The organism is Polynucleobacter sp. JS-JIR-II-b4 (assembly GCF_018687815.1).
Lineage (GTDB): Bacteria > Pseudomonadota > Gammaproteobacteria > Burkholderiales > Burkholderiaceae > Polynucleobacter.
Genome location: NZ_CP061306.1, coordinates 1389561 through 1411600 on the forward strand (window position 1 = coordinate 1389561; position 22040 = coordinate 1411600).

Here is a 22040-nt window from a genome sequence, read left to right on the forward strand (position 1 = left end):
TACTGCAATCAATGTACCTTGGCCACACCCATAACCAAATCAGATAATCCGGTAGCAATCTCTGGCACAAAGCAGAGCAACACAACAGAAAGAATCATGATGATCACAAATGGGAATACGCCCCAGATGATTTCATTTAGAGAAATATCCGGTGCGATGTTTTTGATTACGAAGATATTGAGGCCCACCGGTGGATGTATCAAACCCGTTTCCATCACAATGGTCATTACCACTCCAAACCAAACCAAATCAAACCCAGCGGCTCTTAGTGGTGGCAAGAAAATTGGTGCAGTCATCAAAATAATAGAGACCGGCGGCAAGAAGAAGCCCAAGATCACCACCAAAATCAAAATAGCAGCCAATAATCCCCAACGTCCAAAGCCAAGGTCAACAATCGCTTGCGCAGCTGACTGGCTGAGATGCAAATGGCTCATCACATTGGAAAACAATAAAGACATTCCAATAATGAACATCAACATTGTGGATTCTTTAATGGTGGCATTGAGCAATGGCGACAAATCCTTAATGCGCCACATTTTGTAAATGCCAGCAATTAATGCGAAGGCTAAGATTGCACCAAGGCCCGCAGTTTCAGAAGGTGTTGCATAGCCGCCGTAGAGCGCAACCATCACACCAATCAATAAAACCAAGAAAGGCAGCACCCGTGGCAGAGAACTCATCTTCTGCTGCATGGTGTATGTGTGTCGCTCCAATATTGGATGACTAGGAGCGCCAACCTGAACAGCCGCTAAGGCTAGGTTGTATTCCTTACGGAAGCGATAAACGGTGTAGATTGAGAAGAACAGTACCAGCATCAAGCCAGGGCCAATGCCAGCAAGGAATAAACGTCCCAATGATTGCTCTGCAGCAACTGAGTACAAAATCATCGTAATGGAAGGTGGCAAGAGAATACCGAGAGTGCCGCCAGCAGCAATAATGCCCGCTGCCAATCCAGGTGAGTAACCACGCTTACGCATCTCCGGAATGCCTGCGCTGCCAATAGCGGAGCATGTTGCAGGACTGGATCCTGCCATCGCAGCAAACAGAGCACAAGCTAAAACGTTAGCAACGCCCAATCCACCAGGAACTTTACCAAGCCAAACGTGCAAAGCTTCATACAAATCTTGACCGGCGCGTGAACGTCCGATCGCCGCCCCTTTTAAGATAAATAGCGGGATCGAGAGCAAGGTGATGCTGGCCATTTCTTCGTAGACGTTCTGCGTCACTGTATCCAATGAAGATACAGGCATGAAGAACACCATAAATACAACGGCTACTGAGCCTAATGCAAAAGAGATAGGCATCCCTGAAAACATTACCAATAAGGTAACTGCTGCAAACAATAATCCTAGAGTCATGATTGACATGCTTATTCCCCTTCGCCTGGATTAACAACATCTCCAAACGCTTGGAGCAAAATCTGAAACGCCAACAAGGTCATACCAATAGACATCATGATGTATGGAATCCACAGAGGTGGAGCCCATGAAGATGAAGTCACTTGACCATCTACCCACGCTTCATGAAATAAAGCCCAAGACTTCCATGCAAAAAAAGCACAGAAGGCACAAGAGGCGATATCAATAATCAATACTCTGAGACGATTGACTGCTTTTGGCAGCATAGTAGATACAGCCGAAATACCCACATGTCCACGAATTTGCTGGACGTAAGCACCACACAAGAATGTGGCACCCACCAGGCAAAATACCGCGGCCTCATCTTGCCAATCAGTCGTTGCTCCAAAAAATGCCCTTGAAGCAACGCTGTAGCTCAAGATAACTGAAGCAGCCACCAATGCCAATGATCCAAACAACACCATCAGCTTATTAATTCCAGACATTAAGCGGTCTGTCGCTTTTAAAAGTTGAGTCATGATTTAGGTTACTTTTTCTGCTGCTCTTAACAATGATGCGCAGCTTTCATTCTTCTCTGCGTAGTCTTTCCAGGCGCTATCACGTGCAATAGCTTTCCACTTATCCACAATAGCTGCATCAACGTCAGTGACTTTGCTACCCGCTCTTGCATAAGCTAAGGCCGCAGTCTTGTCATCATCTTTTGCAGCCTCAAGTCCAAACTTCTCCATCTCGGCGCCAGCTGCCATGAGAGCATCGCGTTGATCTTTTGGCAAAGCATCAAAAATTTGCTTAGACATCATCAGCGGCTCAAGCATGAACCAATAGGATTTTTGACGTGCACTAGTAAATGCTTTCGCCAACTCTTCGAGCTTGAATGACATAAAGCTTGTAGAGGATGTGTAAGCAGCATCCATAGCACCAGTTTGCATTGCTGCGTAGATTTCGTTAGAAGGTAATGAGATTACCGAAGCCCCTGCCGCCTTGAGCATAAGGTCAAATTCACGACTACCGCCACGAATCTTCATCCCCTTAACGTCCTCTGGGAGAACAATTGGCTTGCTTCTACTTGCTACACCACCAGCTTGCCAAACCCAACTTAAGAGAACAATTCCTTTGTCTTCTAAAATTTTGGTCAGCATCTTACCTACTTCAGCAGTCTTCCATTTAGCAGCCTGCTCGTAACTAGTAACCAATGCTGGCATTAAGCCAATGTTCAACTCAGGAACTTCTCCACCAGCATAGGGCATTGGGAATAATGAGATATCTAAAGCACCCTTACGCATTGCACTGAACTGCGCATTGGTTTTCATCAATGATGAACCTGGGTATACCTGGAACTTCAAAGCCCCTTTGGTACGTTTTTCAACAGATTCAGCAAATTTACGGCAGAGGCGATCACGGAAATCACCTGCCTGAATAGTTCCACCAGGAAACTGATGTGAGATGTTCAAGGTTTTAGTTGCGCCTTGAGCGTTTGATGCAGGGCTATAGCCTACGATGCCAGCTAGAGGCAACGCTGCAGATCCCGCCAATAATTGGCGACGCAAAGCATTTGGCTTATTAGATCCAGATTTCAATTCATTGCTCATATTGTTCTCCTAGTAGTGTTTTATAGACTGCATAATACGGTCAGATCTTAGTGTCTGCTTCCTTGCCACATACTCTAAAGCGAATAATCTCTGAATTCTGCTTTTAGAGCCTCTCCTCCAAAAATATATTTCTAGGCCTGCATTAATCGGCCAACTGCACGTGAATAATCAATTTCCCCATGGGTAAAGCGCTCATGATTCTCCTCAACAGAGGAAAGATCGTACAAATAATTAACCATGAGTGCTGCTGACTGTCGTAAACCCTTGCGAGAGAGATCTCCAGCCCAGTTAATTTGATGAAGCTTGGCGCCATTACCCAAGTGAAACTTAGCAACCGGGTTACCGTTACGACCAGCAGAGCCTAAGCCCAAGTAAATACTTGCGAGACATAGTAAAGCGGCTTTTTCTTTTTCAGTAGCATTGTCTGGATGCCAGCCAGCACTTAAACGCTCAGGCCAAGAGCGATGAGCAAGTCCAAGGGCTTCTAAGGATTGCTCGCGCGCTGTACGAATTGCAGGCTTGAGTTGAGTGCCGGTCTTTTCGCCGCCAATATCTGCGCCAGCAGCAACCCAGTCAATGAAGCCTGGAATAGGTGAAAGCGTCACAAAGGTTTTGAGACCAGGGAATTCTGCATGCAATTGTTCTGCAACGCGCTTAATCAAGAAGTTACCCATGGAAACGCCGCGCAAGCCTGGCTCACAGTTACTAATGGAATAAAAAGCAGCCACTTTATATTGCGAAGTTTGATGAACGGTCTCCGCCTTCTTATCTACCAACGGAGTGATGACAGCGGGGATCTCTGGCAAAAGCGCTACTTCAACGAAAATCAAAGGCTCATTTGGAAGCTGCGGATGAAAGAAGGCAAAGCAGCGGCGATCAGGCTGTAAGCGGCGGCGCAGGTCATCCCAGCCATCAATTGCATGAACAGCCTCATGCTGAATGAGCTTTTCAAGAACTTCAGCAGGCGACTTCCAATCTACCCGATGCATCTTCAAAAATCCTGGGTTAAACCAAGAAGATAAGAGGTGACGCAAGTCAAAATCAACCGCAGTTAACTCAGGTTGCTTTTCGAGCAACTGCAACAGATCACGACGCATTCCTACTAACGCAGCAGTTCCATTGGTTGCGCGATTCAGTCGACGAAACAATTCTTGCCTCGGCGGCTCAGTCACACGCTGTAATTTAATGTAATTACGAGCACTTGCTTCTGCTGAAAAATTTTGCGCGGCAGCCATGACTGCAGCAGCATCAGGATTGAGTTTTTCAAATAGAAAATTGAAAAATTTAGAATGTTGATCTTTGGAGAGCTTGCGATAGTTGTGGATCACATCGTCAGCCATGCTGACGGCATTCGATTCACCACGCTCTGAAATGAGTCGGTTGACCGCGCCGGTAACGCGGGAAAAGTAACGGGCTTTTGCTAGCTTTTCAAGCATGTATATCTCTCAAAGAATTCAACCCAAAGGGTGAGGGGTTGAGCACTAATGTATAGCTGAGCCATACCTGAATCAATTAATGAAAGTATATATTCATTAACTTTAAGTTAATAGATTAGCTAACGTGTTAAGACAGGGTTAGGAATTATTGCGATGCAACATGCGGGTTTCAGCCGCTAGAGCGAGGATATTGGGGTTTGATTCATTAGCCTGGAGGTACATTAGGGCAATATGTTGGGTTACCTGATATTTTGGCAATAAAGGGGTAAATTCAATCGCATCACCCATTAAAGCCTTCACCCGACCAGGCAGCAAAGATCTTCCCAGGTCGCCTGAGACCATATTCATGAGAGAAAAGATATCGCCCACCTTCATCACCACATTGGGGGCAAATCCAGCTAACTGGAAAGCTTCATAAAACCCTGAAGTGGTGGCAAAACCATCTTGAAGGGTCAGAAACTTCTCATTTTGGTACTCGGATAAATCAATATTGGCTTCGGTTGGCTTATTGTTTTTTGAGGAGGCTAAAAACAACTGGTCCTCAAAAAGAGGAACTACCTGGACGCCCTCTGGAAGATCTCTTGTAGGAACTGCCATGACTACTGCATCTACATTACCCTCGCTGAGCCGCTTCATCAAATCCTCGTTAGATCCCAGATATAAATCAATATCCAAATCAGGTCTACGAATTTTGGTGCCCATGATGACTCTAGGAATGATATTGGCAGTCAAAGAGTACATTGACCCTAGACGAATTTGCCCGCTCTCGACACCGGCCTTGGCTCTAGTCTTTTTTAGAACGCGGTCTACATCGGCCAATAAATCTGCACTTGCTTCAGCCAAATAAATAGCAGCTGGCAAAGCTTTTAACTGACGCCCATCTTTTACAAATAGAGCGCACCCTATTCCGGATTCCAGCGAATGCAATGCCTTGTGAATACTGACTGAACTTAAGCGTAACTCTTCCGCTGTTTTAGAAAGACTGCCAGTCCGTATAAACGAGCACAGTACCTCTAATTTTCGAAGTGTTAGCTCTTCATTCAGCATGCGCTAATTATTGACTCTTGGATTTGAATGCAGTCATGAGATAGAGGCCAAACAACATCATTGGCACACACAACCACTGACCCATAGATAAGCCCAAGCCCAAGAGGCCCAAGAAGGAATCGGGCTCACGCGCATACTCCGCTAAGAAACGGCAAATACCGTAACCCAACAAGAAAAATCCGGACACCTGACCAACACGTCTAGGCCTACCTGCATAAATCCAGAGCGCAATACCGAGCAGCACACCTTCACCAAGCAGTTGATAAATCTGCGATGGATGGCGTGGGATGGAATCCACTAAAGGAAAAATCATCGCCCAAGGTAAATCAGTAGGCCTGCCCCATAACTCACCATTAATAAAGTTCCCCAGTCGACCGAAAGCCAAGCCAAAGGGAACTAGTGGCGCAACCAAATCACTCACGACAAAAAAGGTGGTCTTGTGTTTTTTAGCGAACCAGAAGAGTGCAACCAGCACCCCTAACAAGCCGCCATGAAAAGACATGCCGCCTTCCCAAATTTTAAAAATACTCAAAGGATGAGTTAGATAGAAGCCTGGCATATAAAACAAGGTGTAACCCAAACGACCACCTAGCACCACGCCAAGAACGCCGGCAAAAAGAAGATCCTCAAGATCTTTATAGGTCCAACCCAGGGCTTGGTAGCGTGGGGCGAGAATACGCAAGCGCCCTAGAAGTAAAAATTGAACGAAGGCCATTAAATACATCAAGCCATACCAATGAATTGCAAAAGATCCAATACGAATTGCTGCAGGGTCAAACTGTGGATGAATCAACATAGCTCTTAGTTTTTGGATTGATCGAAGTTATGCAGCTCATGGCCCAACTCTCGATAAGCCTTAAAGCGCTCGCGCCCTGCCAATCGCTCTGCTTCATTCACAGTGACCACCTCAACGATTCTGGGAAAGCGCGCAACCAAGGCTGGCACATCAGCAGGCATACGCATTCCCAAATGAATCATGACATCAGCATGGGGAATACCGCTCAAGGATGGGGAAGCAAAGTCATCCGTTAGTACTATTGGGGTTTCGGCTGCGGCCTCGTCCTCAATAAAACAGTGCGGCAAAAAATCAGTACTACTAAATGCCCAAAGAAGTTCATTCAGCTTTTTCAGATCCGCCTTCTCGCCCACCATCAGAATATTGCGGACTGGTTCACCTTCTGGCGTAGCGCTCCAAATCTTCCGCGTGAGGCGACAAGCGTATTCGAGCTTGTCACTAACATTGCTATGAAAATCGATTCGAGCCATTCAATATTTACCCAGGATATAGAGTGCTTACTTGCGCTCGAGCAAGAAGTTCACTAAAAGCGGCACAGGACGACCGGTAGAGCCCTTGGCGGCGCCACTCTTCCATGCAGTGCCAGCGATATCCAAGTGCGCCCATTTGTATTTCTCGGTAAAGCGAGACAAGAAGCAGGCTGCTGTCACACTGCCAGCTGGACGACCACCAATATTGGCCACATCTGCAAAATTGGATTTAAGTTGCTCATGATAGGCCGCATCCAAAGGCAAACGCCATACGGTATCTAAAGAAGCATGACCCGCTTTAGTCAGCTCACTTACCAAGTTCTCATCTTCAGAAAACAAACCGCTGTGCACATGACCCAAGGCAATCACGCAAGCACCAGTTAAGGTGGCAACGTCAATCACTGCTGCCGGTTTAAAGCGCTCTACATAAGTCAGCGCATCACACAAAATTAAGCGTCCCTCTGCATCAGTGTTGAGAATCTCAATAGTCTGTCCAGACATGCTCTTCACAATATCGCCAGGACGAGTGGCTTGGCCTGATGGCATATTTTCACAAGTAGGAATGACGCCAATCACATTCTTCTTCAATTTCATTAAAGCAACGGAGTACATCGTACCGATCACTGAAGCTGCGCCACACATGTCGTACTTCATTTCATCCATGGCTTCACCTGGCTTTAATGAAATTCCGCCAGTATCAAAAGTAATTCCCTTGCCCACCAAAACAATCGGCGCCTCTCCTGCTTTGCCACCTTGATGTTTCATCACAATAAATTGCGGCGGGGTAGCGGATCCTTTGGCAACGGATAAAAATGAACCCATTCCCAATGCTTCAATTTGCTTAAGCCCAAGCACATCCACTTTCAGAGCAGTTTTTTTACTTAAGCCCTGCGCTGTCTTGCCGAGGTAGGTAGGTGTACAGATGTTTGGGGGGAGGTTACCCAAATCCTTCGCCAGATTCATACCCTCCACCATAGCTACGCCCTGCTCTACCGCAGGCTTCAGCTCTTTAGCGCAGGCATCGTTACCTGCAAAGACGAGATGCTTAAATATGTCTGCTTTATCTTTTACTTTGAATTTCATTGCTGGTTGACGCACGCCAAAACGATAGGCTTGGTCGCCAGCGTATTGAACTGTAAGACGAACCTCTTCGGCAATGAAGTCAGCTTTGTGTGCAAGCGCAAAACTTGGTGTAAACCAAAGCGCACTTTCAATTGATCCGCCACTTAAAACCTTCAAAGCTGCACGAGCAACTTTGGAATAGGTAGTCAAACTCCGTTCGCTAGCAAGATGTACATCGCCCAAACTCACTAGCAATACTCTTTTTGCTTTAACGCCATTGCTAGACCAAGATTTTTCTGCACGCAACATGCATACGGAAGCTTGCTTGGAATCTAAATCCCCAAGAATATTGGCGTGATTGACTGCGCCTCCGAGCAAGAGATCTAACTCTGGCAAAAATCCTACTTTTGCCTTGGCGCCCTTAGCGCCTGAGAAACTATCTAAATCCGCCTGGGAATATGCCAAAACCAAGCAGTCGGTATTGTTGCTAAGCAAGGATTTGAGGCTAGATTTCTGGAGTTTTAGGCTCTGAAGGTCTGCTTGAGGGAAAATCTTGGTGCTGAATTGAATTGTCATAATCTATTAAGGTGTTTTGGTCGATTCAAAAGGGGTAATCTGCTAATTTGGGACGTTTATCCATTATCCTCCGACATGAGAATAACTTCCCTTACCTCCAGCAATATAAGCCATTTACAAGCCCAATAACCTTTCGAATCCAGACCTATAAATTCTCATGATTTTTAACCAGGCCCTTCGCCGCGAACTCAGTTTTACGACTGGCGGGGTCTTTTTGGTCTTAGTCACCATTATGGTGACCACCTTGGTGATCCGAATTTTGGGTTATGCCGCTAACGGGGCGGTCAATCCAGAAGATGCACTCGTTTTGATTGCTTTGGCTACCCTGGGTTATCTTGCCGTTCTTTTAACAGTCTCTCTATTTGTCGCAACCCTCATTGTTCTGGTGCGCTGGTACAAAGACTCAGAAATGATTGTGTGGTTTGCTAGTGGCTTAAGCGTTACCAATCTCATTCGCCCTATCATGCAATTTGCTACGCCGCTCATCATTGTGATCGCGCTTCTGGCTCTTTTTGTCTGGCCCTGGGCAAACCGAGAATCTACTTTAATTAGTCAACGCTTTCAACAACGTGATGATGTATCCATGGTGAGTGCTGGACAATTCAAAGAGTCCGCAAAAGCAGAGCGCGTATTTTTCATTGAAGAGCTCGATGTTGATAAAAGTGAAGTCAAGAATATCTTCGTAGCCGACTCTAAGAATGGTCGACTGAGTATTGCAGTTTCCCAAACTGGCTATATTCAAAACTCTGCAGGTGGCGAGAAATCTATCGTGCTGCATAACGGCAGGCGCTATGAGGGGCAACCCACGCAGCCCGATTTCAGAATTCTGGAATTTAATGAATACAGTACCAAGATACGGAGTAAAGAATCATTGGCGCCCGCACCACGTGATCGCGAGAAGACAATCACTGAACTTTTAAATGATCCTAATCCAGCCTCTATCAACCCTAATCGTGCTGAGTTACTGTGGCGTATTGGCTTGCCATTAATGGCATTGGGTTTGGTGCTGATTGCAATTCCGCTGGCTTATGTGAACCCTCGCTTGGGTAATTACACTGCGATGTTTTATGCGGTCTTAATTTATTTAATCTATAGCAACTTGCTTAACCTAACGCAAAATTTTGTCTCGCAAGGCAAGGTCAGTGTTTTTGTTGCCATCTGGCCTATTCATTTGCTTGCCCTCTTAATTGCGACAGCCTTAATTCGCAATCGTATTAATCCCTCTCTAAAGTGGTGGCGCCGTCAATTGCCCGCCTCTATGGCCACCAAATGAAATTGCTCTTTCCTTTCATTTACGAGCGCTATTTAGCCAAGCAGATTTATGCTGCTTTTGGCTTTATCTTGTTCGCCTTGGTAGCTTTGTTTTTGTTCTTCGATATCTTGAGCGAGTTAGGGTCTGTGCAAGGAGCCTACACACTTCCTCTAGCGCTACTTCATGTTCTTCTAAAAGCGCCAAGCCGAATCTCTGAAATCATCCCCATTGCAGGCTTGATTGGCAGTATCTATGTGTTTGCAATGCTGGCTAGCCAGTCTGAATTCACCATTTTGCGCATCGCTGGATTAGACGTTAAACGCGGGCTCATTACCCTCACAAAAATTTCCCTTCCCTTAGTAGCGCTCACACTCATCATGAGTGAATGGGTTGGCCCTTATTCCGAGGCAAAGTCTGATCAGATTAGGATGAAGGCTATGGGCTCAGCCTATACGTCACAATTTAAAACAGGTGTTTGGGTAAAGGATCGCTTACGCGATGAGGATGGTAGCGGACCTGTGAGACCTGGAGTGCGCTATGTCAACGTAGGTAAGGTTGATAAAGATAATGAGATTCAAAATATCCGCATGTATGAGTTTGATGACACCTATCATCTTCTCTCTATTCGTAGCGCAGTCTCCGGACAGTTTGATGAGACTGGCATCTGGGTTTTAAATGACGTCACCGAAACTCGCTTTAAAGAAACCAAGCAGTCTGACCCACTGAACCCCGTTTTTTCTGCACAAACTTTTACGCATCCGATTCTCACTCTGGAGTCGGAGGTCACGCCCCAAATTTTGAATGTGCTCTTAATCAGCCCTGAAAAAATGTCGATCATGAGCTTAGGTCGCTTCATCTCTCACCTGCGTGAAAACAAACAAGATGCGCAAAGACATTCCATTGCTTTCTGGAAGAAGGTGGTTTATCCCTTCACAATTTTTGTGATGCTCACACTAGCCCTTCCGTTTGCATACCTTAAGGTTCGAGCAGGTAGTGTTGGTATCAAGGTGTTTGGTGGAATCATGCTGGGTATGAGCTTCCAGCTGTTTAACTCCCTCTTCTCTAACGTTGGGCTCTTAGGTTCTTGGCCAGCACTACTAACAGCGCTTACCCCGCCTTTGCTCTACTTCCTTTTGGCGCTATTCGGGTTGCGCTGGGTTTCTAAGGCTTAATACCCAAAAATCATTTAGAATTTGATTCCTATATTATTGCTGATATATAGATAGGAATCCTTATGAATCTCCACCAATTCCGCTTTGTACGTGAAGCCGTTAGGCAAAACTTCAATTTAACGACAGCAGCTAAAGCCTTATTCACCTCTCAGCCGGGGGTTTCTAAGGCCATTATTGAGTTGGAAGATGAGTTAGGTGTGGAGATCTTTCGTCGCCATGGCAAGCGCATTCGCTCCTTGACCGAACCAGGTAAACGTATTTTGAGTTCTATTGAGCGCATCCTCGATGAAGTGGAAACACTGAAGAGAGTGGGTAAAGATTTTGCTAGCCAAGATCAAGGCAGTCTCGTCATTGCCACTACCCATACACAAGCGCGCTACGCACTTCCTAAAGTGCTGACTGAATTTACCAAACGCTTTCCAAAAGTTAAGGTGAGTATTCAGCAAGGTAATCCAGGTCAAATTGCAGAGTTACTCACACATGATCGTGCAGATATTGCCATTGCTACCGAAGGGATTGCGAATACCCCAGGCGTGCTCGCTTTACCAGGATATCAATGGCAGCACGTACTCATGGTGCCCCTAAGCCATCCCCTTCTCAACCAGGCAACGCTTACTCTAGAAGAGATTGCTAAGTACCCCATCATCACTTACGACAAAGCATTTGCTGGTCGCAGCAAGATTGATGCAGCCTTTGCACAAAGAAATATTGCGCCCGATATTATTTTGGAAGCCATCGATGCTGACGTCATTAAGACTTATGTAGAGACGGGTATGGGCATTGGTATTGTTGCGGGTCATGCTTATGACCCTGATCGAGATCGCAATCTCAAGGTCATTCCTGCGGGACATTTATTTGGCAACAACGTCACCCATATTGGTGTTAAACAAGGCGCCTACCTCAGGTCCTTTGTTTACACCTTCATTGAACTCTTCTCACCAACACTCACGAAGAAGATTGTTGAGCAGGCAATGAATAACGAATCCGAGACTTACGAAATTTAAATAATCTGGGGATGCTCAAGGACTGAACAGTCTTTGAGTGGTGCCTCGGGGCGGACTCGAACCGCCACGCCTTGCGGCACCGGATTTTGAGTCCGGCACGTCTACCAATTCCATCACCGAGGCAGGTGTTTGCAGTGGAAATTCTGCTTACTTTGCTACTTTGTTACTACTAAGACATGAGAGTGTAACAAAAAATGCTTGCTTACCCCCTACCTTGGGTCTAGAACCCCTTAAAATGAGGTCTTCTAGCCAAATTATTAAAAGGACTTACCCGTATGGCCGGCCATTCGAAATGGGCCAATATTCAGCACCGCAAAGGTCGTCAGGACGAAAAACGCGGCAAGATTTGGACCAAACTCATTAAAGAAATTACCGTAGCCGCCAAATTAGGCGGTGGTGATATTGCTACCAACCCACGTTTACGCTTGGCTATTGATAAGGCCAAAGACTCAAATATGCCGAACGATAACGTGCAAAGAGCAATTCAACGCGGCACCGGATCTCTAGAAGGCGTGAACTACGAAGAAATTCGTTATGAGGGTTATGGCATGAATGGCGCCGCCATTATTGTCGATTGCTTAACCGATAACCGTACTCGCACCGTTGCAGAGGTTCGCCATGCTTTTAACAAGAATGGCGGCAATATGGGTACCGAAGGTTCTGTTGCTTTTTTATTCAAGCATTGTGGGCAGATGTTATTTGCCCCAGGCACTAGCGAAGATCAACTCATGGAAGTTGCATTAGATGCTGGCGCTGAAGATGTGATTACTCACGATGATGGTTCTTTAGAGGTACTGTCTCCTGTTCCTGATTTTTCAAATGTACAAGATGCTATTAGTAAAGCAGGCCTCAAGCCTGAGCTAGCAACGGTTGCCATGCGCCCTGAGACTGAGATTGCTTTGGAAGGTGATCAGGCTGAGAGCATGCAGAAATTATTAGATGCGCTCGAGAACTTAGATGACGTTCAAGAAGTGTTTACGAACGCTGCACTTTAATTTTTAAATTCATTTTCTTTAATTACTTCATTTAAATACTAGATAGCTTGTTATGAAAATTCTCCTAATCGGATCTGGCGGACGCGAACATGCGCTAGCTTGGAAGTTGGCCCAATCCCCGCAAGTCCAAACGGTTTATGTTGCTCCTGGCAATGGTGGTACAGCAACTGCTAAACAAACTGCTGCAGGCATTGAGAACTTACCGATCACTGGATTACAAGAGCTCGCTGATTTTGCTAAGCGCGAGAAGATTCATTTAACGGTTGTGGGTCCAGAAGCACCACTTGCTGCTGGCATCGTGGATGTGTTCCGCAACAATGGCTTGCGTATTTTTGGCCCAACACAATTGGCGGCTCAATTGGAATCTTCTAAAGACTTTTCTAAAGCGTTTATGAAACGTCACGGAATTCCAACGGCTGACTACCAAACTTTTTCTAGCGCCCTAGAAGCACATGCCTACATTGATGCCAAGGGTGCTCCGATTGTGATTAAAGCTGATGGCCTTGCTGCAGGTAAGGGCGTAGTGGTTGCCATGAGTCTTGAAGAAGCACATGCTGCGGTTGACATGATGTTGGCTGATAACAAATTGGGTAATGCAGGCGCCCGTGTTGTGATTGAAGAATTCCTAACGGGTGAAGAAGCCAGCTTTATTGTTCTTGTAGATGGCAAGAATGTTCTTGCATTAGCAACCAGTCAAGATCACAAGCGTTTACTCGATGCTGACCAAGGCCCAAATACAGGTGGCATGGGTGCCTACTCCCCTGCACCAGTTGTTACCCCAGAAATTCATGCACGTGCATTGCGTGAAGTGATCATGCCAACAGTGAAGGGCATGCAAGCAGATGGCATTCCGTATACAGGCTTCTTGTATGCAGGCTTAATGATCTCTCCTGATGGCAAGATCAAAACTTTGGAATTTAACTGCCGAATGGGCGACCCAGAAACACAACCGATCATGGCTCGCCTGCGCAGTGATCTCGTCAATGCACTAGATCATGCGGTTGACGGCACGCTCAATGAAGTTGAGTTGGAATGGGATCGCCGCACCGCCTTAGGCGTTGTGCTTGCTGCCCACAATTACCCTGATACCCCACGTGCAGGTGATGTGATTACCGGCATTCCGGCTGATACTGAAGATCAAATTACGTTCCATGCTGGTACGAAATTGCAAGATGGCAAAGTGGTGACATCCGGTGGACGGGTGATGTGCGTTGTGGGTCTCGCAGATACTGTACGTGGTGCCCAACAAAAAGCATATGAAGCTATTAACCATATCCAGTTTGACGGCATGCAATATCGTAAAGATATTGGCTTCCGCGCAATTAAGTAAACCCATCAAGTTAGAGCACCCTTGTCAGATCAACAGACCCAAATCGATATCGCAACCCTAAAGGACTATTTTTTAGGGTTGCAAGATCGCATCACAAGTACCATGAGCGCTTTGGATGGCAAGGTCTTTGTTGCTGATGAATGGCATAAGCCAGAAGACAGCAAACTCAAAGGCTATGGTCGCACCTGCATTTTAGATGGCGGTAATATTCTGGAAAAAGGTGGTGTGGGCTTCTCCCATGTTCGTGGCGATCAAATGCCTCCTTCCGCATCTCATCATCGTCCAGAGGTAGCAGGTCGTAGCTTTGAGGCAATGGGTGTGTCTTTGGTATTCCACCCGAATAACCCCAAAGTACCCACCACGCATATGAATGTGCGTTGCTTTATTGCGCAAGCGCCTGATAAAGAGCCAGTATGGTGGTTTGGAGGCGGCTTTGACCTCACTCCTTATTACGGCGTTGATGAAGACTGCAAACACTTTCATCAAACTGCCAAGGATGCATTAGACCCTTTTGGCGAAGAGCTTTACCCTCGCTTTAAAAAATGGTGTGATGAATATTTCTACCTCAAGCATCGCGAAGAACCGCGCGGCATTGGTGGCGTTTTCTTTGATGACTTTAATGAGCTTGGTTTTGAGAAAAGCTTTGCAATGACGCGTGCAGTTGGGGATGCATTTATCGATGCTTACCTACCAATCGTGCAGCGCCGCTATCAAGACAGCTTCACCCCCGAAGAAAAGGCCTTCCAAGAATATCGCCGCGGTCGCTATGTGGAATACAACTTGATCTTTGATCGCGGGACTATCTTTGGCTTGCACTCGGGTGGACGTACCGAATCCATTCTGATGTCGATGCCGCCAGTAGTTCAATGGTGGTACAACTGGCAGCCAATGCCCGGAACCCCTGAGGCTAAGCTATATGACTATTACCTTAAGCCACGAGATTGGCTAGCTTGAGCGCTATAAAGAAAATTGGCATTCTTGGGGGTACATTTGACCCTCCTCATGTGGGTCATTTGAAATTGGCTACCCATTTTGCAAAGCTACTCCACTTAGATGCACTGCTACTTATTCCGAGTGGTGAGCCATGGCAAAAGGGAACTGGCATCACTGCCGCAGAAATGCGTCTGAAGTTAACTGAAGCTGCTGGCATTGATTTGGCGAGAGCATTTTTATATCTCAAGATCTCCACTCAAGTAGGCATTGATCGCATGGAGATTGATCGCGCTGGGCCTAGTTATGCGATTGATACCGTTAAAGCCTTGCGTGAGCGCTTTGGAACAAACGCTAGCCTGACTTGGCTGATGGGAGCAGACTCTCTTGTTGCCCTCCCTAGCTGGAACTCCTGGGAGAAGCTAAGCCAGTTTGTCAATTTTGCGGTGGCAACTAGGCCACATCATGATTTAAAGCGAGAAATAAGCTCCGAAGTGAGTCAATTCTTGAAAACTAATCAAACATCTGATGCTAAAGCTCTTGAAAATAGCGCTGCAGGCCTCATATACATCGATGAAAGCTTGAATATTGATCTATCCTCAACCGCATTACGAGATCGCCTTAAATCCAGCTCACGGAGCTCTATTGCATCCGAGCAAATTCCAACCCACACCCTAGAAATCATTACAAATCTGGGCTTGTATCAGTAATCAAGCTAAGATCACCCTAATTAGAAAAATTATTGCCGAGAAAATATGGACTTACGTAAATTACAACGCGTCGTGATTGATGCCTTAGAAGATGTTAAAGCACAAGATATCCGCGTGTATGACACCACTAAATTAAGCGAGTTATTTGATCGAGTGGTCATTGCCACTGGTTCTAGCAACCGCCAAACGCGCTCTTTAGCCATGTCGGTTAAAGAAGAGGTGAATGCTAAAGGTGGAGAAGTTATTTCTATCGAAGGTTTAGAAACTGGTGAATGGGTACTGGTTGATTGTGGCGATATCGTCGTACATATTTTGCAACCAATGTTGCGCTCCTACTATCAGCTTGAAGGTATGTGGGGTGCTAAACCTGTACGCGTGAAATTAGCTGGTGACAAAGGTCTTGTTAAGGCCAGCGAATCCGAAGACGACGAGTAATCTCGTCGTCACTTGCGGCAATGCGGCTCACCATCGTCTCTGTTGGTCATAAGATGCCTGATTGGGTTGCTACGGCAACTCATGACTACATCAAAAGAATGCCGGCAGATTGCAGCATTGAAATCAAAGAGATTAAACCCGATCTCACCCCTACTAAAGAAGCCTTAAAGATTGCAGCAGCCATTCCCAAGGGATCCAGAGTGATCGCTTTGGATGAGCGAGGCAAAGACCAAACCACTCAGAATCTTGCCACTCAACTGGCTAGCTGGCGTCAACAAGGCTTCGACATTACCTTCTTAATTGGTGGCGCAGATGGCTTGGACCCCAGCCTGAAAGCGGGTGCACAGGCGATGTGGCGACTCTCCAGCCTTACCTTGCCACATGCCATGGCCAGAGTCATGTTGGTAGAGCAGCTTTATCGAGCCTGGACTATTCTGCAAGGCCACCCCTATCATCGCGAGTAATCCCTTGAACTCTTTTATTTATCTCGCCTCACAAAGCCCTCGCCGCCAAGAGCTCTTAAAGCAAATGGGTATTTGCTTTGAAATGCTGCTACCAAGTTCAGATGAAGATAGCGAGAGCATCGAAACCCCTCTCCCGCAAGAAAAGGCACACACCTACGTAGAGCGCGTTACCTTAGCAAAAAGTGCTGCAGCACTTTTAAGGTGGAAAAAAAGTGGTTTGCCTTGGGCCCCCATTCTTTGCGCCGATACTACTGTGAGCTTACCCACTCATCCTAATGGTGAAATTCTGGGCAAGCCAGTTGACGCAGAGGATGCCACTCGAATTTTGAAAATGCTCAGCGGCAAAATACATGAAGTTCTCAGCTCAGTAGCGGTGACCGTCAGTCCCGATGAAAATCCCATACAGCTTGTACAGGTTTCTAAAGTTCAGTTTGCCGATTTATCAACGGAACAGATTGATGCCTATATTGCTAGCGGCGAACCCTTTGGTAAGGCTGGCGCCTATGGCATACAGGGCTTGGGTGGGGCTTTTATTCCTTCAATTCAGGGCAGCTATAGCGGTATCATGGGTCTACCTATTTATGAAACAAAGCTTTTACTAGATCGCGCCCAAGTCAGCAGCATATGAATGAAGAAATACTGATCAATATCACCCCGCAAGAAACGCGCGTTGCTTTAATTCAGCAAGGGGCAGTTCAAGAGTTACAAATTGAGCGCACTCGCCAACGCGGCATCGTGGGCAATATCTATTTAGCCAAAGTCGTTCGTGTACTACCAGGCATGCAATCCGCATTTATCGAAATTGGTCTTGAGCGCACCGCATTTATGCACGTCGCTGACATCACACAAAATAATCCTCAAGCACAAATTGAAAAATTATTGTTTGAAGGTCAAACACTATTGGTGCAGGTATTAAAAGATCCTTTAGGGACAAAAGGTGCACGCTTAACAACCCAACTGAGTATTGCTGGACGTAATTTAGTCTACCTACCTCCGGCAGGTAGCGATACTGCTACTGAAAAATATATTGGCGTTTCTCAGCGGATTGATCAACCTGAAGAGCGTGAAGCCATTAAGACGCGTCTCGCAGGTTTGATGGCTGCAGATGAAAAAGGCGGCATCATCGTTCGCACCAGCGCTCAAGACGCTTCCGACACAGAACTACAGCACGACATGCTTTACCTACGTACCACCTGGGAAAACATTCATGCAGCCATGAAACACAATCCGGCGCCTACACTACTCTATCAGGACCTTAGTCTAGCGGAGCGTGTATTACGGGATGTTGCCGGTGAAGACACCACCCAAATCCGTGTGGATTCTGCCGAGAATTTTGAGAAGCTCAAAGCATTTACAAATGCCTACATGCCTAACCTTTTAGGTAAGTTGACTCTGCATCGCGGCGAACGCGCGCTCTTTGACTTATTTGATGTTGATGCAGAAATTAATAAAGCGCTGGGTCGCCGAGTAGACCTCAAGTCTGGCGGCTATCTCATGATCGATCAAACAGAGTCTATGACTACGATTGATGTGAATACAGGGAGTTATGTAGGCGCTCGCAACCTCGATGACACCGTCTTTAAAACCAATCTAGAAGCGGCCCAAGCGATTGCGCGCCAACTCCGTTTGCGTAACTTAGGTGGAATCATCATTATTGATTTCATCGACATGATTGGCAAAGACCATCAAGAATCTGTATTACATGAACTCAAACGTAATCTTGAACGCGATCATGCACGCACCTCAGTAAGCGACTTTTCTGCATTAGGCCTAGTAGAAATGACCCGCAAACGGACGCGTGAGTCTTTGGCCCATATCACTTGTGAGCCATGCGCCACTTGCCTTGGCAAAGGTGAAATTAAAACTGCCCAAACGATTTGTTATGAGATTTTGCGGGAAATTGTGCGAGAGCACCGCCAATTTAATCCACGTGAATTTAGGATTGTGGCTGCGCCTGATGTGATTGATTTATTCCTAGAGGAAGAGAATCAATTCTTGGCGCAGTTGGGGGACTTCATTGGCAAGCCAATTACCCTTCAAGCAGAAGGCAGCTTCCGCCAAGAGCAATACGATATCGTTCTGAGTTAAGGTTTTCGAATTAAGCGTTCGAGAATTGGATGCGATGTAAGTTCGCATACAAGCCATCGTGCTTAATCAAATCTTCGTGAGAACCATTCTCGATAATTTTGCCATGCTCTAGAACCACAATCCTGTCAGCATGTTCAATGGTCGATAAGCGGTGTGCAATCACTAAAGTCGTTCTATTGGCCATTAAGGTATCTAACGCTTCCTGAACCTGACGCTCAGATTCAGAATCCAGAGCCGATGTGGCTTCATCCAAAATCAGAATTGGTGCATCTTTGTAAATGGCACGTGCGATAGCCAAACGCTGGCGCTGCCCACCAGACAGGCGATTGCCGTTATCTCCCACCATAGAATCAATACCATCTGGCAGCTCCTTAATCATGGCGCTGAGATTGGCGGCTTCCAGCGCCTCCATCACGCGACCGCGATCAATTCCATCTTGACTACCGGCACCATAAGCCACGTTGGCGGCTATAGTGTCATTGAAAAGTATGACGTCTTGACTCACAAATGCAATTTGTCGACGCACATCAGCCAGCACAATATCTTCCAGAGGAATGTCATCGAGGAAAATATGGCCGCTAGTGGGCTTGAAGAATCGAGGCAATAAATTGACCAGGGTTGACTTGCCACCACCAGAAGGCCCTACAAAAGCAACTACCTCTCCAGGTTTGATAATGAGATTGATATTGCTTAAGGCATCTTTTCGATCGTCCTGTTGTTCATATGAAAATCCAACATTCTCAAAACGAATGCCGCCCTTGGTTTTATTCAAAGGAGTCATATTGAGCCTACGATCCTCATCTTCTTCAAAGGGCTGATCCATTAATCCGAAGATCATTTCTGCGGCAGTCAATCCACGCTGCAAAGGTTGGTTGATATCCGCTAAATGCTTCAAGGGAGAAATCACCAACATCATTGCAGTAATGAAGGCTGCAAACCCACCCACAGTGGTTCCTTCGGTAGCAGATTGCATTAAGGCAATCACTAAAACCACCGACAAAGCCATCGAGGCAATGAGTTGTGTAATTGGCTGATTCAGGCCACCTGCCACTGCTGACTTCAGCGCAAACTGACGCAAGCGTTCTGCCTTTTGCATGAAGCGAGTCATTTCATACTCTTCAGCACCATGTACTTTGACGATCTTGTATCCTGCCGCAGCCTCTTCAACAATATAGGCAAGATCACTTGTCAGTGTTTGCTGCTCTCTATTAAGAGACCTTAAACGACGATTAATTTTGCTCATGATGAATGCAATCACGGGGAAAATAACCAAGACGACTAAAGTCAACTGCCAATTCAGGTAAATCAAGTAACCAATTAGCCCGACTACTGTTAGAGAGTCACGCACTAAGCTAATTAACATTCCCCCCATGACAGAAAGAACGTTGTTCACCTCAAAGACAACTGCATTAATCAGATTGGATGCCGAGTTCTTTTGAAAAAAGGTTGTTTTTGCATGCAAAAGTGTTTGAAACATTTGCTTGCGCAATTTAAGGAGGACGGAGTTAATTACTCTCGTGAGCAAATAACTCGATAGAAACTGAGCCAAACTTCGAACTAAAGCCAAGCCAACCAAGAAAACTGGCACTTGCCAAAGCTTGCTATTGAGTTGCCCTGTGAAACCCCTATCCAATAAAGGCTTCATTAAGGCGGGGATTGAGGTTTCGGCACCAGCTACCAATGCCATGGCCAAAAGCGACCCAATAATCAGGCTAATATGGGGCTTGAGATAGGTAATTAAGCGATTTAGGACGGTACGGTCTTGAGCATTCATATAATGAATTATGCCCACCTTATCAGTCATACTCATCACCCGCAATGAAGAGGCCAATTTGGACGATTGTCTGGCCTCCCTAGAGGGGCTCGCCCAGCAGATCGTGGTTGTTGATACCAACAGCTCTGACCGCACCTTAGAAATAGCCAAAAACTATGGGGCAACGATAGCCCAGCCCCCAGACTGGCCCGGTTTTGGACCCCAGAAGAACCGCGCCTTAGATCTAGCTACCAGCGAATGGGTGCTCTCGCTGGATGCTGATGAAAGACTGACCCCAGCACTAAAGTCGGAAATTCTGACGGCAATACACCATAGCGCCCATGTGGATTGCTTTGCCATCCCCAGACTTTCTTGGTATTGCGGACGCTTTATCCGCCACTCTGGCTGGAGCCCGGATTTTGTTGATCGCTTATTTAAACGGGGCACTGCCCGATTCTCAGATGATTTGGTTCATGAGCGCCTCGTTCCGAACGGTCAAGTAGCCAAACTCAAGAATCCTATGCTGCATTACAGCTTCATGAATTACTCTCAAGTACTCCAAAAGCTAGATCGCTACTCTACTGCTTCAGCAGAGCAAGCATTTGCTAGAGGTAAAACCAGCAGCCCCCTTAAGGCAGTTCTGCATGGTGCTTGGGCATTTTTCCGTACCTATATTTTGCGTGCGGGATTCTTGGATGGTCCTCAGGGATTTGCATTGGCGGTATCTAATGGTCAAGGAACCTATTACCGCTATATCAAATTGTGGCACCTGAATCAGGAAGCCAGTAAATGATTTCGATTTTGTTGGCTACGTATAACTGGCCACAAGCACTGAAGCTGTGCCTAGAATCTCTAGCTACGCAAACCGATCAGAACTTTGAAATCATCATTGCCGATGATGGCTCGACCGAGAGTACAAAACATCTCATTGAGTCCATTAAAGGTTCACACCCCGCCTCCGTCACACATCTTTGGCAAGAAGACCGAGGCTTTCAGAAAACCAAAATTCTTAATAAAGCAATTGCTGCAGCTCATGGCGACTATCTGGTTTTCCTGGATGGCGATTGCATTGTCCAGCCAGACTTTGTGTCTCAGCATCGTGCGCTGGCACAAAAGGGATACTTAGTTACCGGCAGCAGAGTCCTGCTTAATGAACACCTCACCACCGAACTACTCACTTGGCCCCAATGGAGTTTTGAGCGCTTTTGTTCAAACCTCATTAGCAAGCGCTTGAGTGGTGGCATCAATAAATATTGGCCCCTCAAAGTAAAGTTAGGTAATGGCTCTTGGCGTGATTACAAAAAATTTGTTTGGCGCCGCATCAAGGGTTGCAATATGGCTTGCTGGAAGGCCGATGCTGAAGCCATTAACGGCTTTGATGAGGCTATGACAGGCTGGGGTCATGAGGATGCAGATTTCATCTTCCGCTTACAACACCATCGTATCCGCCGTAAGTCAGGCTCATGGTCTACTGAAGTGCTCCATCTCTTTCATAAAATTCACGATCAAAGCAATGCTGCCGAGAACGCTCGACGGGTTCGTGAGAAGATCTTGGCTAAGGCCCTTTGAACAT

The 22040-nt window shown here is 46.3% G+C and carries 21 protein-coding genes, 1 tRNA gene and 1 pseudogene; 13 read left to right on the forward strand and 10 right to left on the reverse strand.

The window, feature by feature from the left end:
- Positions 1-8: 8 nt before the first annotated feature.
- The 8 genes from ICV90_RS06980 to ICV90_RS07015 form a co-directional block, all read right to left on the reverse strand.
- The gene (locus ICV90_RS06980; protein ID WP_215357526.1) at positions 9-1367 is read right to left on the reverse strand and encodes a TRAP transporter large permease; all 1359 of its coding nucleotides are present in this window, start codon (positions 1365-1367) and stop codon (positions 9-11) included.
- 2 nt (positions 1368-1369) lie between these two features.
- Positions 1370-1876: a TRAP transporter small permease gene (locus ICV90_RS06985; RefSeq protein ID WP_215357528.1), complete on the reverse strand. Its 507-nt coding sequence runs from the start codon at positions 1874-1876 to the stop codon at positions 1370-1372.
- 3 nt (positions 1877-1879) lie between these two features.
- Complete coding sequence (gene dctP / locus ICV90_RS06990; protein ID WP_215357544.1) at positions 1880-2947, reverse strand: TRAP transporter substrate-binding protein DctP; 1068 nt, start codon at positions 2945-2947, stop codon at positions 1880-1882.
- Between the two features lie 131 nt (positions 2948-3078).
- Complete coding sequence (locus ICV90_RS06995) at positions 3079-4383, reverse strand: malonyl-CoA decarboxylase domain-containing protein (RefSeq protein ID WP_215357546.1); 1305 nt, start codon at positions 4381-4383, stop codon at positions 3079-3081.
- 138 nt (positions 4384-4521) lie between these two features.
- Entirely contained in the window at positions 4522-5430 is a 909-nt protein-coding gene (locus ICV90_RS07000; RefSeq protein ID WP_215357565.1) for a LysR substrate-binding domain-containing protein, read from the reverse strand.
- A gap of 7 nt (positions 5431-5437) precedes the next feature.
- On the reverse strand, positions 5438-6226 hold the full coding sequence (gene lgt / locus ICV90_RS07005) for a prolipoprotein diacylglyceryl transferase (protein ID WP_215357567.1): 789 nt from the start codon (positions 6224-6226) through the stop codon (positions 5438-5440).
- 5 nt (positions 6227-6231) lie between these two features.
- Entirely contained in the window at positions 6232-6696 is a 465-nt protein-coding gene (locus ICV90_RS07010; protein ID WP_215357569.1) for a DNA polymerase III subunit chi, read from the reverse strand.
- Between the two features lie 27 nt (positions 6697-6723).
- On the reverse strand, positions 6724-8328 hold the full coding sequence (locus tag ICV90_RS07015; RefSeq protein ID WP_371743893.1) for a leucyl aminopeptidase: 1605 nt from the start codon (positions 8326-8328) through the stop codon (positions 6724-6726).
- A gap of 163 nt (positions 8329-8491) precedes the next feature.
- Between ICV90_RS07015 and lptF the strand changes: the two genes are divergently transcribed.
- The 3 genes from lptF to ICV90_RS07030 all read left to right on the forward strand — a co-directional run bounded on the left by lptF (position 8492) and on the right by ICV90_RS07030 (position 11762).
- Positions 8492-9607, forward strand: coding sequence for an LPS export ABC transporter permease LptF (lptF, locus tag ICV90_RS07020; protein WP_215357587.1), 1116 nt, complete (start codon positions 8492-8494; stop codon positions 9605-9607).
- Positions 9604-10758, forward strand: a complete 1155-nt coding sequence (gene lptG / locus ICV90_RS07025) for an LPS export ABC transporter permease LptG (RefSeq protein WP_215357589.1) — start codon at positions 9604-9606, stop codon at positions 10756-10758. Before lptF ends, lptG begins: the two co-directional genes overlap by 4 nt.
- Before the next feature lie 62 nt (positions 10759-10820).
- Entirely contained in the window at positions 10821-11762 is a 942-nt protein-coding gene (locus ICV90_RS07030) for a CysB family HTH-type transcriptional regulator (protein WP_215357591.1), read from the forward strand.
- 38 nt (positions 11763-11800) lie between these two features.
- On the opposite strand, the gene ICV90_RS07035 is transcribed toward ICV90_RS07030, so the two are convergent.
- Positions 11801-11885 (reverse strand) — tRNA-Leu (locus ICV90_RS07035).
- A 152-nt stretch (positions 11886-12037) separates the two neighbouring features.
- Between ICV90_RS07035 and ICV90_RS07040 the strand changes: the two genes are divergently transcribed.
- From ICV90_RS07040 to rng, 8 genes and pseudogenes are all read left to right on the forward strand, one after another.
- Positions 12038-12757 carry a YebC/PmpR family DNA-binding transcriptional regulator gene (locus tag ICV90_RS07040; RefSeq protein ID WP_072583807.1) on the forward strand — a complete coding sequence of 240 codons (720 nt, stop codon included), beginning with the start codon at positions 12038-12040 and terminating at the stop codon, positions 12755-12757.
- 52 nt (positions 12758-12809) lie between these two features.
- Positions 12810-14087, forward strand: a complete 1278-nt coding sequence (gene purD, locus ICV90_RS07045) for a phosphoribosylamine--glycine ligase (protein WP_215357593.1) — start codon at positions 12810-12812, stop codon at positions 14085-14087.
- Positions 14088-14129: 42 nt separating this feature from the next.
- On the forward strand, positions 14130-15041 hold the full coding sequence (gene hemF, locus ICV90_RS07050) for an oxygen-dependent coproporphyrinogen oxidase (protein ID WP_215360418.1): 912 nt from the start codon (positions 14130-14132) through the stop codon (positions 15039-15041).
- Positions 15038-15727: a nicotinate-nucleotide adenylyltransferase gene (locus ICV90_RS07055; protein WP_215357595.1), complete on the forward strand. Its 690-nt coding sequence runs from the start codon at positions 15038-15040 to the stop codon at positions 15725-15727. Before hemF ends, ICV90_RS07055 begins: the two co-directional genes overlap by 4 nt.
- Before the next feature lie 45 nt (positions 15728-15772).
- Positions 15773-16159: pseudogene (gene rsfS, locus ICV90_RS07060) on the forward strand (ribosome silencing factor); the annotation flags it as partial.
- A 23-nt stretch (positions 16160-16182) separates the two neighbouring features.
- Positions 16183-16626, forward strand: coding sequence for a 23S rRNA (pseudouridine(1915)-N(3))-methyltransferase RlmH (gene rlmH / locus ICV90_RS07065; RefSeq protein WP_215357603.1), 444 nt, complete (start codon positions 16183-16185; stop codon positions 16624-16626).
- 4 nt (positions 16627-16630) lie between these two features.
- Positions 16631-17254 carry a nucleoside triphosphate pyrophosphatase gene (locus ICV90_RS07070; RefSeq protein ID WP_215357605.1) on the forward strand — a complete coding sequence of 208 codons (624 nt, stop codon included), beginning with the start codon at positions 16631-16633 and terminating at the stop codon, positions 17252-17254.
- Positions 17251-18714: a ribonuclease G gene (rng, locus tag ICV90_RS07075; RefSeq protein ID WP_215357607.1), complete on the forward strand. Its 1464-nt coding sequence runs from the start codon at positions 17251-17253 to the stop codon at positions 18712-18714. The genes ICV90_RS07070 and rng overlap by 4 nt, the downstream gene beginning before the upstream one ends.
- A gap of 10 nt (positions 18715-18724) precedes the next feature.
- On the opposite strand, the gene msbA is transcribed toward rng, so the two are convergent.
- Complete coding sequence (gene msbA / locus ICV90_RS07080) at positions 18725-20488, reverse strand: lipid A export permease/ATP-binding protein MsbA (RefSeq protein WP_215357616.1); 1764 nt, start codon at positions 20486-20488, stop codon at positions 18725-18727.
- 10 nt (positions 20489-20498) lie between these two features.
- Here msbA and ICV90_RS07085 point away from each other — a divergent pair, with 10 nt between their 5' ends.
- Positions 20499-21260, forward strand: coding sequence for a glycosyltransferase family 2 protein (locus ICV90_RS07085; protein WP_215357618.1), 762 nt, complete (start codon positions 20499-20501; stop codon positions 21258-21260).
- The gene (locus tag ICV90_RS07090; protein WP_215357620.1) at positions 21257-22036 is read left to right on the forward strand and encodes a glycosyltransferase family 2 protein; all 780 of its coding nucleotides are present in this window, start codon (positions 21257-21259) and stop codon (positions 22034-22036) included. Before ICV90_RS07085 ends, ICV90_RS07090 begins: the two co-directional genes overlap by 4 nt.
- The last annotated feature ends 4 nt before the right edge of the window (positions 22037-22040 follow it).